At 48.3% G+C, this 14,452-nt stretch carries 14 protein-coding genes; 9 read left to right on the top strand and 5 right to left on the bottom strand.

Features of this window, described 5'->3' with window-relative positions; translation table 11 throughout:
• The first annotated feature begins 115 nt into the window (after positions 1–115).
• Positions 116–1,021, top strand: a complete 906-nt coding sequence (locus LRP50_RS10875) for a 1,4-dihydroxy-2-naphthoate polyprenyltransferase (protein ID WP_274164497.1) — start codon at positions 116–118, stop codon at positions 1,019–1,021.
• A gap of 155 nt (positions 1,022–1,176) precedes the next feature.
• A complete protein-coding gene (rraA, locus tag LRP50_RS10870; protein ID WP_274164481.1) occupies positions 1,177–1,674 on the top strand; it encodes a ribonuclease E activity regulator RraA in 498 nt (165 codons plus the stop codon).
• 129 nt (positions 1,675–1,803) lie between these two features.
• Here rraA and zapB read toward each other — a convergent pair whose 3' ends face one another.
• Positions 1,804–2,046 carry a cell division protein ZapB gene (gene zapB / locus LRP50_RS10865; RefSeq protein ID WP_274164480.1) on the bottom strand — a complete coding sequence of 81 codons (243 nt, stop codon included), beginning with the start codon at positions 2,044–2,046 and terminating at the stop codon, positions 1,804–1,806.
• Between the two features lie 655 nt (positions 2,047–2,701).
• Between zapB and glpK the strand changes: the two genes are divergently transcribed.
• Positions 2,702–4,207, top strand: a complete 1,506-nt coding sequence (gene glpK, locus LRP50_RS10860; RefSeq protein ID WP_274164479.1) for a glycerol kinase GlpK — start codon at positions 2,702–2,704, stop codon at positions 4,205–4,207.
• Between the two features lie 175 nt (positions 4,208–4,382).
• The gene (gene glpX, locus LRP50_RS10855; RefSeq protein WP_274164478.1) at positions 4,383–5,390 is read left to right on the top strand and encodes a class II fructose-bisphosphatase; all 1,008 of its coding nucleotides are present in this window, start codon (positions 4,383–4,385) and stop codon (positions 5,388–5,390) included.
• A 102-nt stretch (positions 5,391–5,492) separates the two neighbouring features.
• Here the strand turns inward: glpX and LRP50_RS10850 are convergent, their stop codons facing one another.
• Complete coding sequence (locus LRP50_RS10850) at positions 5,493–6,977, bottom strand: DHA2 family efflux MFS transporter permease subunit (protein ID WP_274164496.1); 1,485 nt, start codon at positions 6,975–6,977, stop codon at positions 5,493–5,495.
• 88 nt (positions 6,978–7,065) lie between these two features.
• Positions 7,066–8,097, bottom strand: a complete 1,032-nt coding sequence (locus LRP50_RS10845; RefSeq protein ID WP_274164477.1) for an HlyD family secretion protein — start codon at positions 8,095–8,097, stop codon at positions 7,066–7,068.
• 305 nt (positions 8,098–8,402) lie between these two features.
• Between LRP50_RS10845 and LRP50_RS10840 the strand changes: the two genes are divergently transcribed.
• From LRP50_RS10840 to LRP50_RS10830, 3 genes are all read left to right on the top strand, one after another.
• Positions 8,403–9,023 carry a helix-turn-helix transcriptional regulator gene (locus tag LRP50_RS10840; protein WP_274164476.1) on the top strand — a complete coding sequence of 207 codons (621 nt, stop codon included), beginning with the start codon at positions 8,403–8,405 and terminating at the stop codon, positions 9,021–9,023.
• 40 nt (positions 9,024–9,063) lie between these two features.
• The gene (locus tag LRP50_RS10835; protein ID WP_274164475.1) at positions 9,064–9,807 is read left to right on the top strand and encodes a ferredoxin--NADP reductase; all 744 of its coding nucleotides are present in this window, start codon (positions 9,064–9,066) and stop codon (positions 9,805–9,807) included.
• 338 nt (positions 9,808–10,145) lie between these two features.
• On the top strand, positions 10,146–10,484 hold the full coding sequence (locus LRP50_RS10830; RefSeq protein WP_274164474.1) for a DUF3135 domain-containing protein: 339 nt from the start codon (positions 10,146–10,148) through the stop codon (positions 10,482–10,484).
• A 101-nt stretch (positions 10,485–10,585) separates the two neighbouring features.
• On the opposite strand, the gene LRP50_RS10825 is transcribed toward LRP50_RS10830, so the two are convergent.
• Positions 10,586–10,936, bottom strand: a complete 351-nt coding sequence (locus LRP50_RS10825; protein ID WP_274164473.1) for a 5-carboxymethyl-2-hydroxymuconate Delta-isomerase — start codon at positions 10,934–10,936, stop codon at positions 10,586–10,588.
• Positions 10,937–11,214: 278 nt separating this feature from the next.
• On the opposite strand from LRP50_RS10825, the gene tpiA reads away from it, so the two are divergent.
• Positions 11,215–11,985 (top strand): triose-phosphate isomerase, encoded by a 771-nt coding sequence (tpiA, locus tag LRP50_RS10820; RefSeq protein WP_274164472.1) that lies wholly within the window; start codon positions 11,215–11,217, stop codon positions 11,983–11,985.
• Between the two features lie 128 nt (positions 11,986–12,113).
• Positions 12,114–12,608, top strand: a complete 495-nt coding sequence (locus LRP50_RS10815) for a tRNA (cytidine(34)-2'-O)-methyltransferase (RefSeq protein WP_274164471.1) — start codon at positions 12,114–12,116, stop codon at positions 12,606–12,608.
• Positions 12,609–12,693: 85 nt separating this feature from the next.
• On the opposite strand, the gene LRP50_RS10810 is transcribed toward LRP50_RS10815, so the two are convergent.
• The gene (locus tag LRP50_RS10810; RefSeq protein ID WP_274164470.1) at positions 12,694–14,364 is read right to left on the bottom strand and encodes a methyl-accepting chemotaxis protein; all 1,671 of its coding nucleotides are present in this window, start codon (positions 14,362–14,364) and stop codon (positions 12,694–12,696) included.
• Between the last annotated feature and the right edge of the window lie 88 nt (positions 14,365–14,452).

Raw genomic sequence — 14,452 nt, 5'->3', positions numbered from 1 at the left:
TGCCCTGTTTGCTGGTTTTATTTTGCCATCAAATTCAGTTAATCCTGCGCTTTCATTGCCCAACGAAGTAAAAAAACCAATAATGAAGCCAGTTATCACACACGCTTTTTTGGTTATGTCCTCATCCACATTCAAAACTTGGCTTGATGCCGCACGCCCCAAAACGTTGCCACTGGCTGTTGCATGCATATTGTGTGGCAGTGCCGTTGCCGCCAAAACGGGACATTTTTCGATATTGCTCACGGCACTCGCGCTCATCACAGCCCTGCTTTTACAGATCTTATCTAACCTTGCGAATGATTATGGTGATGCCGTAAAAGGCACAGATAATGATGCGCGTCTTGGTCCCAAACGCGCGATGCAGCAAGGTCTTGTTACGCCACAAACCATGAAAAAAGCCATGGCATTAAACGTGTGCTTGATAGTCACCGTGGGAGCCGCATTGGTCCTCAGTGCGTTTGATAATGCCACGGATATCGTCAGTTTCATTGGACTTGGAGCACTCGCGATTCTTGCCGCCATTTGCTACACCGTGGGTAACAAGCCCTATGGCTATCAAGGTCTTGGTGACCTTTCAGTATTGATTTTCTTTGGTTGGCTCGGCGTGGCAGGAACATATTACCTGCAAGCGGGCACCTTGGATTCCGCCGTACTTCTGCCCGCGACCGCATGCGGTTTACTTGCCGTCGGCGTGCTCAACATCAACAACCTTCGAGATATCGACAACGACCAAGCCTGCGGAAAGTTCACCTTAGTCGTGCGCATGGGCGCTGAATGGGGTCGCACTTATCACCTCGTGCTATTAGTAACCGCCTACCTTTGTTTTGCCTTATTCGCCCTGCTTGAGCACACGGGTATCACAGGTTGGCTATTCACACTATCACTGCCGCTGGCCGTTAAACACGGCAGCGCCGTATTAGTCTCGCAGGACGGCGAATCACTTCGCCCAATGATGGGAGATATGGTCAAAGTTGCGATCTTAACCAACGTGCTGTTTGCGGCTGGTATCCTACTTCATTGATACACATCAGAAGTGCCTTAATGAATTATGGCGTCAGTCATTGCAATGCCCTACCGTGTCGTTATACTTTTTTGCATAGGGTGGCGTCTGACATCCCTCGGATTGCCACAAATTTGCCAACTCGGCACCGTTAACCCCAAAGAAGAAGTCTGATTATGGAATACAATACCTCAGAGTTGTGCGACACATACTTGGAGCAGGTTGATGTACTGGAACCTATGATGAGCTCTTACGGTGGTCGTAGTTCATTCGGTGGTCAAATCACAATCATCAAGTGTTTTGAAAACAACAGCCTGATCCGTGAAGTTGCGGAGCAAAACGGTATCGGTCGTGTGATGCTAATCGATGGTGGTGGTTCATTGCGTCGTGCACTTATTGACGCTGAAATTGCCACAACAGCAGCAGAAAATGGCTGGGAAGGTTTAGTGGTTTACGGCTGCGTTCGCGATGTCGACTCGCTAGATGAAATTGATATTGGCATTCAAGCTTTGGCGTCATTCCCTGTTGGCGCTGAAAGTTCAGACACCGGAATGGGCGTGGGTGAATCTGATGTACCCGTCAACTTTGGCGGCGTTACCTTCATTCCTGAAGATCACCTCTACGCCGATAATACGGGCGTTATATTGTCTCAAGAGCCTATTGATATCGAGTGAATTGATTAAGTAATAAGACTTATTGACGCTATTGTTGTTGCGCCAATAAACCTTGTGAAATATATCACCACCCTAAGGTGGAATAGACAATGAGTACATAGAAAAACAGAGCCCATCGGCTCTGTTTTATTATTCTACTTCTTCAATCTTGCCAAGCAGACTACGAATGCGTTGTTGCCATGCGTCTTGGTCGGCACGTAGGCGGGTGTTTTCCTGCTCCAATGCGTCACGATTTTCACGCACAGACTCTGATTCACGACCTAGTGCTTCGTTTTGTTCTTTCAGTTCTTCAAGTTCCATCTGAAGCAGAGAAATGGTATCTACTGCCATTTGAACTTTGGCTTCAAGCTGCTCTAAAATTTCCAATGACATCAAGGCCACCTATGTTTTCCAACGTCTAAGCGCAAATGCGCAATCTTCGTCAAGGCTTGCCCTATAAGGCTTTTCTACCTTGCACGTCCCAGAAAACCTATTCTAACGGGGCATTGCGTCAGTCGCACCTTTCTAATCCACTTTTGGATCACAAGCGAACAAAAAATCACCAATTAACGCCTTTTCACTGCCATTTAATGCCTAACGCAGAACAAGCCACTTACCTCTAAAACACCAAAATGACTAAAAATGCGACATAATTCAATTTATATTCACTCGTTGCGTGATAGGTTAATAAGGATCGTATCTCTCTTGGAATACTCCAAGACTTGCCGACATCGGCTGGGCTGACACTTCTGTTGTCAGCCTTTTTCTTTTCTACCGACTTTTCACCATTCACATTCGAATACTCACACACTCTGCAATTTGAGACGCCAAATGTTCGAATTCACCCATATAATGCGCAATTAATGAGCGAACGCACATTTTGCAACGCATAGACTTCACGAAAACCGTTTCGCCATTAGAGTAAGTAAAGTGAGCTTGGCGCAAACATCAGAGCAAATCAGCATTCAAGAAACAATGACACACCACCTTGCCTAACACTGACCAAGTCGCACTATGCTTTTTAAAAAGGACCAATAGAGGACGCACCATGAGCACCGAGCAAAAATACGTTGTCGCATTAGATCAAGGAACCACCAGTTCTCGAGCCGTGATCCTTGACCACGACGCAAACATTGTCACGGTCGTCCAGCGGGAATTCCCTCAAATCTATCCTCAGTCAGGCTGGGTTGAACACGATCCGCTAGAAATATATGCCACGCAAATGTCCACCTTGGTCGAAGCCGTCGGTAAAATGGGTATCCGCTCAGATGAAATTGCAGCCCTCGGCATCACTAACCAGCGTGAAACCACCATTGTGTGGAACCGTCATACTGGAAAACCCATCTACAATGCGATTGTCTGGCAGTGTCGCCGCACTGCACCTATCTGCGAACAGTTGAAATCCGATGGTTTTGAAGACTATATCCGAGAGAACACGGGCTTAGTGGTCGACCCCTACTTTTCAGGCACCAAAATCAAATGGATTTTGGATCATGTAGAGGGCGCCTATGAATTGGCTGAGAAGGGTGACCTGCTATTCGGTACCGTCGATACATGGCTGATTTGGAAAATGACCCAAGGCAAGGTACACGTTACCGACTATACCAACGCAAGTCGCACCATGCTGTTTAATATCAACACACTCCAATGGGATGAAACACTACTCAAAGCGCTAGGGATCCCTCGCGCCATGATGCCTCAAGTCAAATCCTCTTCTGAGGTATACGGCAAAGCCAACCTCGGCGGAAAAGGCGGCACACGAGTCCCAATAGCGGGTATTGCTGGCGACCAACAAGCCGCGTTGTTTGGCCAAATGTGCGTAGAAGCCGGCCAGGCAAAAAACACCTATGGGACGGGCTGCTTTTTGCTCATGAATACCGGCAAAGAAAAAGTGACGTCTCACAATGGCCTACTAACGACCCTCGCCTGTGGCCCCAAAGGTGACGTGGCCTACGCACTAGAAGGTGCTGTGTTTATGGGCGGCGCGTCGATTCAATGGCTACGTGATGAAATGCACTTAATCAAAGATGCCAAAGACTCCGAATACTTTGCCACCTCAGTGGATACCAGTAATGGCGTCTACGTCGTGCCCGCCTTCACGGGGCTCGGTGCACCGCATTGGGACCCTTATGCACGAGGCACCATTGTTGGTATCACGCGTGGCGTCAATGCCAACCATATTATTCGCGCAACACTCGAAGGCATCGCCTACCAATCGCTAGATGTATTAACCGCAATGGAAGCCGATTCAGGCATCAAACTCGATTTTCTCAAAGTCGATGGTGGTGCAGTGGCCAACAACTTCCTTATGCAGTTCCAGTCTGACGTACTTAACACCGAGGTACATCGCCCTAAAGTGACCGAAGTCACCGCATTAGGTTCAGCCTACTTAGCAGGTCTTGCCGTGGGGTTCTGGGGCAGCATTGACGAACTAAAAAACAAAGCAGAAATTGATCGATGCTTTAGCCCAAGTGATGACGACGGAAAACGAGATCGCCGACATCGCGGTTGGAAGCGTGCTGTTGAATGCTCAAAAGGTTGGGAAGTCGACTAATCCCCACGCTAATGGTCTGACTTTGCATCGAAAAAGGGGCTTGCCCCTTTTTTCTTGCCACAAAAACGCAAACGTTTCCTTTTTGCATATGGTAGAATCCGCGCCGAGTTTTTTCGCTATCAGACAACGATGCTGATGGCTTTTGATTCCACAAAATAATGACACTGGAGATCGGATGAAACGCGATTTAGCGATGGCTTTTTCACGCGTCACAGAGGGCGCGGCACTGGCGGGTTACAAGTGGCTTGGCCGCGGTGACAAGAACGCAGCAGACGGTGCAGCAGTAGAAGTAATGCGTATTCTTCTGAACAAAACCGAAATCGAAGGTGAAATTGTTATTGGTGAAGGCGAGATCGACGATGCACCGATGCTATTCATTGGTGAAAAAGTCGGTTTAGGCGGTGATGCGGTTGATATTGCCGTCGATCCTATCGAAGGCACACGTATGACCGCGATGGGCCAATCCAATGCGCTAGCTGTGCTCGCAGCCGCCGAGAAAGGCAGCTTCTTAAAAGCACCAGACATGTACATGGAAAAACTGTGTGTGGGGCCTGAAGCAAAAGGCATCATCAACCTTGACCTGCCACTGCGTGACAACCTAATCAATGTTGCTAAGGCTTTGGGTAAATCACTGGATGAGCTGGTTGTAACTACGCTGGCAAAACCCCGCCACGATGACACCATCCGCGAAATGCAGGAAATGGGCGTGCGCGTTTTTGCCATCCCTGATGGTGACGTTGCTGCGTCTATCCTGACCTGTATGCCTGACAGCGAAGTTGACCTCATGTACGGCATTGGCGGCGCACCTGAAGGTGTTGTTTCTGCCGCGGTAATTCGCGCTTTAGGCGGTGACATGAATGGTCGTCTACTGCCACGCCACGAAGTGAAAGAAGACAACGAAGAAAACCGCCGCATGGGCGAGATTGAAATCGCGCGCTGTAAAGAAATGGGCATTGAAACCAATGTTTGCTTGAGCATGTCAGACATGGCCAGCAGCGACAATGTCATCTTCTCTGCTACTGGCATTACCAAAGGCGATCTATTGGAAGGCATTACCCGCAAGGGCAACATTGCCACCACCGAAACGCTATTGATCCGTGGTAAGTGCCGCACTATCCGTCGTATTAAATCCATCCACTACATGGATCGTAAAGACGACGCAGTGAAAGCAATCATCCTATAATCATCGGTTTCCATTGATGCAGAAAAGCACGCCACGGCGTGCTTTTTTATTGCCTGTTTGCCCGCGATTTCGATCGCCCAATTGCACTGCTTGGGAATCGAATTATGTTTCTTGTTTCAAGTTTGCCTTAACTGGCGGGCGCTTAAAGAGTGCGAGCAAAGGGATCAAAACAATGTAAGACACCATGATAAAACCGAACGAGTAAACAAACGCCAACAACGTCGATTGCTCATGCAATAATTGAGTCACAGAGGCAATGAAGCTTGGATCGGTCACCGTCACGCCCTGAGAGGCAGCAAGTTGCTGAACTGCCGGATTGTCCGGAGTCACTCCGCCGCCTAAGGCGTGCCATTCCTTCTGCTGAATTTGGCTAAAGTAGGTGTTCACGATAGAAATCCCAAACGAGCTACCCAAGGTTCGACAAAGATTGAAGACCACCGCCCCACCGACAGTGTTGTTCGGTGATAACGTGGCATACGCCAACTGGCTGAGCGGTGCAAACACCAATCCCATGCCAGCACCTTGAATGATGCTTGGCAACAATACCCAGTAAACATCAATGTCGAGCGAATAGCTCATCATCATGAAGCTACCGATACCATTGAGCACCAAACCCACGACAATCAGCATACGCGGGTCGAGCCGGTCGATAATGCGAGAAATCGATATCAGCACAATTGCAGAGGCAATACCACGCGGTGCCATCACGAAACCTGTCGTATCAACCGGATAATTCAGCAGTTGCTCTAACATCATCGGCTGCAATTGGGTGATGCCAAACATCCCCATCGAAAATCCCGTCATCACAATGCATGACAACAGCAAGTTTCGGTCTTTTAACAGCCACATAGGCGCAATATCGCCTTTGGTTTTAAACGATCGCAGCAAGAAAAACGCCCACGCTATCATGCTGATGATAAAGGCGAACAAAATCGTATTAGAGCTAAACCAGCCATCTTGGTTGCCGCGTTCAAGCACCAGTTGCAGCAAACCAATACCAATCGCCATGCCAAATACCAGCGGCCAGTCCACCGAGGTTTTGTCTCGCCCATCGAGGCGAACAAATATCGCCAACAAACTCAAGCAAAGTAGCCCCACTGGCACATTGACATAAAATATCCAGCGCCAGTCCATGTGTTCGGTGATCACGCCGCCGACTGTGGGACCAAGAATGGGACCGAGCAATATGCCAACCGAGAACAATGCCATGGCCTTGCCGCGCTCTTCCGGCGGATAGATTTGGATCATGATGGATTGAGACAAAGGGATCACCGATGCCCCGAATGCGCCTTGAAGGATTCGAAACACGATCATTTCCGTTAATGAGTCAGCTTGCCCACACGCCGCTGACATCGCCATAAATCCAGCCACTGACACCAACAGCAAACGCCGAGAACCAAAGCGCAGGCTGAAATAACTCGCAAGCGGGATGAAAATCGCTTCAGCCATTGAGTAAGACGTTAGCACCCACGTCACCTGTTCAGACGTCACACCTAACGACCCCATCATATGCGGCAGCGACACATTAGCGATCGTCATGTCGAGCAACACCATGATGGCAGAAAGCATCACTGCCAACGTGATCATTAAACGTCCTGGCCCTGCTGGCAGCGGGCCATGTGCGCTAGGAACCTGCGCACTAGGAGCATGGGGGCTAGAACTTGAGGTGTTAAGGCTACTGGCTGTCATCGCCATTGCCTTCAGCGCGGTTCAATGTATCAATCGTAACCGTTGCGCTAGCGCCGACACGCAAGGGTCGTGTATTGCCCTCCGTTTTAATGCTTAAACGCACGGGAAAGCGCTGCGGCACTTTCACCCAGTTACCCGTAGCATTTTCGGGAGGAAGCAGGGAGAACGAAGAACCGCTCGCTGGAGATATCGCCTGAACAACGCCACTAAACGACGTATCGGAATACATATCCAAGACAATATTCGCCGTCATATCCGCGTCGATACGACCAATGTCATCTTCTTTGTAATTAGCCTCAACCCAGAATGAATCATCCTCTATCAATGGCATGAGCGCCTGACCGGGTGCAACCACACTTCCTGGACGAACTTTCACATCACCCAAGGTGCCCGACGTCGGCGCAACAATCGAGGTATACGAAAGGTTGAGCGATGCTTCAGATAATGCGGCGGCCGCTTGGCGCACGAGAGGTGCGGCAGAGCCAGAAGCGCCTTGCTCACTGATCAGCTGGGACATAGCGGCACGCGATGCATCCAAATTATTCTTGGCTGCGGCGAGTTCCGCTTTCAAATCACTGCCGGCTTGCTTTGGCAGCAACCCCTTTTCTACTAACGCCATATTGCGTCGATATTTGGCTTCCACATCCAGCAACTGCGCAGACGCTGCGCGAATACGGGCACTTGCACCCACAATCGCATCACTGGTTGCCTTGTTAGCTGCGGTCGCATTTTCATAAGCTGCTTGCGCCTGTTCAACACGCGCTTGATAAGCCGACGGGTCAATTCTGGCAATCACCGCACCCTTATCAACATGTTGAAAATCATCCACGTTCACTTCAATCAATTGACCGCTCACCTGCGGCGCAATGTATAAGATATTACCGTGTACGTAGGCATCATCTGTGCTGGGGTATTTCTCCTGATGACGAACGTAGAAATATGCAGCTGCGACCAATACGGCAGCAACCCCAACGAGGATGAAAACGTTACGAAAAGGAAAACCACGTTTTTCAGCCATGAAACCTCCCAGTAAACCCACAATGTGACCTACACACACAGGTCAAGTTGGGAGAGTCTAGTAACAGGCTTCAGCCTTTGCGGTCTAACAAGGCGTAACTCATCAAGTTTCTTATTCAGTTTTTAAAGTTGTGACAGTGCTTCTCACTTTAATGACACCCCAAACCAAGTGGTCTCTTCGTTGACCCTGACCCATGTTGGTTGCCAGCACCACCTTCACAGCTCTTGTAATTCTTAAGTAAAGATATTGCTTTATTTAGCGAGCTCGCTTCATAATGGAACGTAAAGCGAACAAATGAGATCACGATGAAAACAGTCGACAAAATCCTGCACAAGATAAAACGCGAAGGGGCAATCAGTGCGCGCGTATTGGCCGATGAAATGGGCATGACGACCATGGGAATTCGCCAACATCTTCAAACTATGGAAGATGATGGTCTGCTGGATTTTAGTGATATTCGCGTCAAAGTTGGCCGCCCGACTCGCCATTGGTCGTTGACCGCCGAAGGCCACCGTCGATTTGCTGACAGCCATGGCGACCTCGCGATATCAGTGATTGAATCAGTGGAAAGTTTGTTTGGCGAATCAGGACTCACCAAGGTGATTCAGCAACGAGAAGAAAAGACGTTGCAACAATATCGCGATGCGCTCAAAGATTGCCATAATTTAAAGGCTAAACTTGAAACCTTGGCTTATCTTAGAGAGAAAGAAGGTTATATGGCAGAGCTTCAGGAAACCGAAACAGGCTTCCTGCTAGTCGAGAATCATTGCCCTATCTGTCAGGCCGCGAAGCGATGCCCAGCCTTATGCAAATCTGAAAAGCATATTTTTCAAACTGTGCTTGGCGACGAGTATGAGGTCACGCGAGACGAACACATCATAAAGGGACAACGCCGTTGCACTTATAACGTTCAACACAAAAGCTAACACGCGTCATCCCGATAACTATTTTGCTAAAGGAGTGTGTATGTCGACTTGGATCAAAGCGGAAGTCATTGAAAACAGACGCTGGAATAAAGATCTTTTCAGCCTAACGCTGGACGCCGACGTCGCGCCGTTTGCAGCAGGTCAATTTGCCAAGTTGGGCCTAGAGATCGATGGAAAGCTCATTCAGCGTGCATACTCCTATGTCAATCCACCCAGCAGTAAATACCTAGAGATCTATGCCACCCGAGTGGCTGATGGGCTTCTCTCTCCTCGCCTTCATGAGCTGGAGGCAGGCGATACCGTCATGATCACCAAAGAGGCAACTGGCTTTTTCACGCTTGACGACATTCCAGAGAGCGAACATTTGTGGATGATATCAACTGGCACGGCGCTAGGCCCTTTCTTGTCTATCTTACAAGAACAGGAAGTGTGGCAGCGGTTTCGAAAAGTGGTGCTGATCCATGCTGTGCGATTCTCAGCAGACCTGAGTTACCAAGCTGAAATAAATGCGCTGAAGAAAAAGCACAGCGATCAGATATTGGTGCAACCATTTGTAAGCAGAGAGCCCACTGCAGGTGCCTTATCAGGGCGTATAACCCATGCTTTGGAAGACGGAATGCTAGAGCGAGTCGTCGGTTTACCGCTCTCGCCAGAAAAAAGCCACGTTATGTTATGTGGCAACCCTCAAATGGTAAAAGATGTACGAGCACTGCTCCAACTCAAAGGGCTAGAAAAACACCTTCGTCGTAAGCCGGGGCACATTACCACAGAGCGGTACTGGTAAGCCCAGCAACGGATTCCCTGTTCGATATCATCTCTCGAAGCTCTCATTGCCAGAGGCCGCGATTGACGGTCAACAATGAGAGATTCAGCAAAAAACACCTCATTACTCTTCCCCGCAATCGCCAACAGCACTTTTTACATGTATGACTCATTATTGAGACATAAAAATACCGCATGTCGTGTTTTCTCTCCCTATCAAACAATTACCTGTATCAAACTAAAAACACACCAAACCCCACGAACAAGAACGTCTCACTTATGAGTCACCGGTGTGATTGATCGCTCAATTTTTAACCGTATAGTCAAAGGCAAGTCATGCGCAGCCAAAGGAGTAATGCCATGAAAACTCTGCCTTCATTTGATGAATTAAAAGCATTAGCGGAATCCAACCCGCAGGCACTAGAAGCGCTAAGAATTGAGATGAGCGAAGAGATCATCGAAAGTGCAAACGAAAGCATGCAACCACAATTGCGTGCCCAAATGAGCCACATTAATCGTGTGATAAGTTCAGGAAAAAATCCTAACCATGTTAATGCGTTATTGATGAAAGAACTGATGCGTCAGTTTGATCGTTTTGCTACGGCCGTCAATGACCCTTCAGCTTTAACTGAGCGAAGCGCAACCGTCACTACATTGCAACCGAAGCGCGACAGAGAAACTGTTGCCGTGGAGGGATAACTCAGTCTTTACGCGGTGGCTTATTGCCACCGCCTCTTTTTTACATGCCTGATGCAGCAGGCTCAACATGTTGCAGCCTTCTCGCTTCAATAAACCGTGTTTTATTCTTTTGTTGCCTTGGCATACCAGCGCCTGTCCATGTCTCGCACATCCACCGTTAAACTGGCGACTTCCGTCCCGTGCTGTTTGAGAACATCGAGAAACGCGTGGCTCAGGTTATGTTTCTGTTTTTCGTCACGCCCATCAAGTAACCACAAGGTCACATGAATAAAGTTTTCTTGGTTGTCATTCTCCCCGACTAACCATTCGTGACTGGCGTAGGCGCGAGATTTAACATCTGCCGCCCCAAACTCCCCACTGCCTATCGCAGTTTGATGTAAGTCTTCTAGCAATTGACCAATATTGACCCGCTCTGATACCGGATCACTGTACTCCATGACAATATGGGGCATAACTTGCTCCTTGTTACGATATTGAGCCACTTTACCCCAGCATTTCGGACGATTGTTACTGTGATGAGGAAATCTGACCTCAGATCACACCTTGCCAATACCTGATTTTCACGCCAATCCGAAAATTTATAACGAAAATTTGTTACTCAAAGGTTCACATTTCGGCGTAAAACGCGTAAAAACGATGGCATTTATGATTTTGAGCAGGAAATGCTGACAGGTCTGCTGTTATCGTTCCCAGCAATTGATTTTGATAATTGGATTACGGAGAAATTCCTATGCGCCGTCCACTAGTAATGGGTAACTGGAAACTTAACGGTAACAAGACAATGGTAGCTGAGCTTATCAAAGGTCTTGAAGCTGAACTTAATGGTGTAGAAGGTGTTGATGTTGCTATCGCGCCACCTGTTATGTACTTGGATCTGGCAGAGCAACTGCTAGGTAAAGCGGAAAGCAAAATCATTTTGGGTGCACAGAACGTTGACGTTAATCTAAGCGGCGCGTTCACTGGCGATATCTCTCCTGATATGCTGAAAGACTTCGGTGCAACTCACATCATCATCGGTCACTCAGAGCGTCGTGAATACCACGAAGAGTCTGACGAGTTCGTTGCTAAGAAATTTGCATTCCTAAAAGAGAATGGCCTAGTTCCTGTTCTTTGTATTGGTGAGTCTGATGCACAAAACGAAGCAGGCGAGACCGTTGCAGTATGTGCTCGTCAACTTGACGCAGTGATCAACACCCAAGGCGTTGAAGCACTGAACGGCGCAGTTATCGCGTACGAACCAATCTGGGCTATCGGCACGGGCAAAGCAGCAACGGCAGACGACGCACAGCGCATCCACGCAGCAATTCGCGCGCACATCGCTGAAAAGAGCGAAGAAGTGGCGAAGAACGTTGTTATCCAATACGGCGGTTCTGTTAAGCCTGAAAACGCTGAAGCATACTTCGCACAACCAGACATCGATGGTGCATTGGTTGGTGGCGCAGCATTGATCGCTGACAGCTTTGCAGCTATCGCTAAAGCGGCAGCAAAAGCGAAAAACTAATTTCGATTAGTCACACGTTATTCAAGAAAAGGAGAAGCCTCGGCTTCTCCTTTTTTGTTTGTCGCTTTATCCCCACTAACCAGCCAAGGTATACTGCGTTTTTCCCCAACGCACGGTCTCTGAACATCATGTTCCACATTGTCCTTCACGAACCTCAAATCGCTCCCAACACTGGTAATATCATCCGACTCGCAGCCAACACGGGTTGTAAGCTCCATCTGATTGAGCCACTTGGATTTGATTTTGAAGAGAAGAAACTGCGCCGTGCCGGGCTAGATTACCACGACTTAACCAACGTCACCCGCTACCCTAACTATCAAGCATTTCTTGATGCCATGTTTGCTGATGAAGCATCGCCCGATCACGCGTCTGAGCGCCGTATTTTTGCCTGTACCACAAAAGGCAGCCGTCCACATTCTGACGTAACTTATCAAGCGGGAGACATATTCCTATTTGGCTCGGAAACCTGTGGGTTGCCAGATAGTATTCGAGATGCCTTTTCACCTGACCATCGCATTCGCGTGCCAATGATGCCTGATAGCCGAAGCCTGAATTTATCGAATTCAGTGTCAATTATCTGCTACGAAGCATGGCGACAGCTTGGTTTTGATGGTGGTCTATAGGCATAAAAAAAGCAGGCTAGCCTGCTTTTTTTATCTGTAATTAGCGTTCCGACCTTGATAGCAACGCATTAGCGTTAATCTTTCATTACGCCGTTTTTCCCGTAGATACTTGAAGAGCATTCGATATTTGATTGAGCAGCGATGTGGCCTCAACAAGACGCTCAACTTCCGTCGCGCTTTGCGCTGCCATTTCACTGATGTGGTTTACATTCACGTTAATTTCTTCCACCACACCACTTTGTTGTTCCGCTGCACTGGCCACCAGCATATTCATGTCGGTCACTTCAGATGTTGCATTGCCAGCCTGTGACAGCAGTGTGGAGGATTCTTGCGAAAGCTTGAGTGTCTGGTCGCCCATTTCACAACTCTTTTGCATGGTTTCAACCGCTTCCTTGGTCACACTACTCAACTGCACAATCATGGTTTCGATTTCTGATGTTGAATCATGAGTACGTTGTGCGAGACTGCGCACCTCATCAGCAACAACCGCAAAGCCACGGCCTTGTTCTCCAGCCCGTGCCGCCTCAATCGCCGCATTTAGCGCCAGTAAATTGGTTTGCTCAGCAATACCCTTGATCACATCGAGTACCGAGGTAATGTTTCCGCTGTTTTTCTCAAGCTCAGTCAACGCAACACTACTGAGGTTCAAACTTTCGATCAGCGAGTTGGTTTGTTTCATCGACTCTTGATTGATACGCATACTCTCGGCTGACTGTTGCGATGCACTCTCTGTTGCCACTTGCGTTTGTGTCGCGTTGTTTGAAATCTCTTGCGCGGTTGCTGACATCTCATTGACCGCCGTTGCCACTTGGATAATCTCACCACTCTGGGCATCTGAGTTACGCTTTACTGCCTGTGCCGCTGTGTTTAGCATCTCAACCGCTTCGCCCACTTCGCTCGCTACTTTCGCCAACATGCTATTTGTACTCTTACGCGTACCTTCCATGTTCTTTTGTAGTTCACCAATAATGCCAGGCTCATCAACGACCCCTACATGACTGAAATCCCCTCCGGCTTGGACAGCTAGCGCATCAGACACCTTCGTGAGCCCCGCATAAATACGGTTAAGGATGATCTTCGACATAATGATCGCCACGAGCAATGCCAATATTACGGAAGAGATCACGACAATCTCTAGTATCACAGCCCTTTCTTCGATATTTAGGACAGCTTTTTCCGTGAATTTACCGACGTCAGTCAACAAGCTATCAACCATTTTGGTGGTGGTTTCAGCCTCTTCACCTACCACTGCGTCAAGTAATTCCGCTTCGTGATAGTGCTTGCCTTCGAGCTCTATAAAGACGTCTGCAACATGAACCATCCATTTTGAGTGCAATGCGACGGCATCATTGAGCTTATTATCTGCGACTTTAAATGCCGTTTTCTCTTCCTCTGTGCCAGAGGCTATCCCGTCAGCCAGTAGCGCTTGAATCTTTTTTTTGTCCTTATCGACTTTCTCTCCTAGCTCATAGAAATAGGCTTTTTCTTTGGCATAATTAGCTTCAGCGTTAGGCTCTTGTCCTACTTCAAGGGCATATCGAAAAGCCTTGTTATAATGAACACGTTGCTCTATTTGGTGCTCAGTAGCTCGACTGATAGCGGCTAACGCCGGAATGTCACGAAGTGCTACCCCCTGCACATGGCTTTCAATATAAGCCAATTTATAGAAAACAAAGGCACTCACTATGATTTGAATACCGCACACTAAAGCAACAAACATGTTCAATCGCTGCTTTATGGTTATTGGTGAAGTCATGGCTCATCTCTCCCTTCGCAACCCAAAGCGCCAAGCATGGCGCTGGGTCAAAATACAATTGCAAATTGCCTTAGGATAAGATTAGCCG

The organism is Enterovibrio gelatinilyticus (assembly GCF_028683095.1).
In the GTDB taxonomy this organism is placed as follows: domain Bacteria; phylum Pseudomonadota; class Gammaproteobacteria; order Enterobacterales; family Vibrionaceae; genus Enterovibrio; species Enterovibrio gelatinilyticus.
This window is presented reverse-complemented; position numbering and strand designations above follow the sequence as displayed.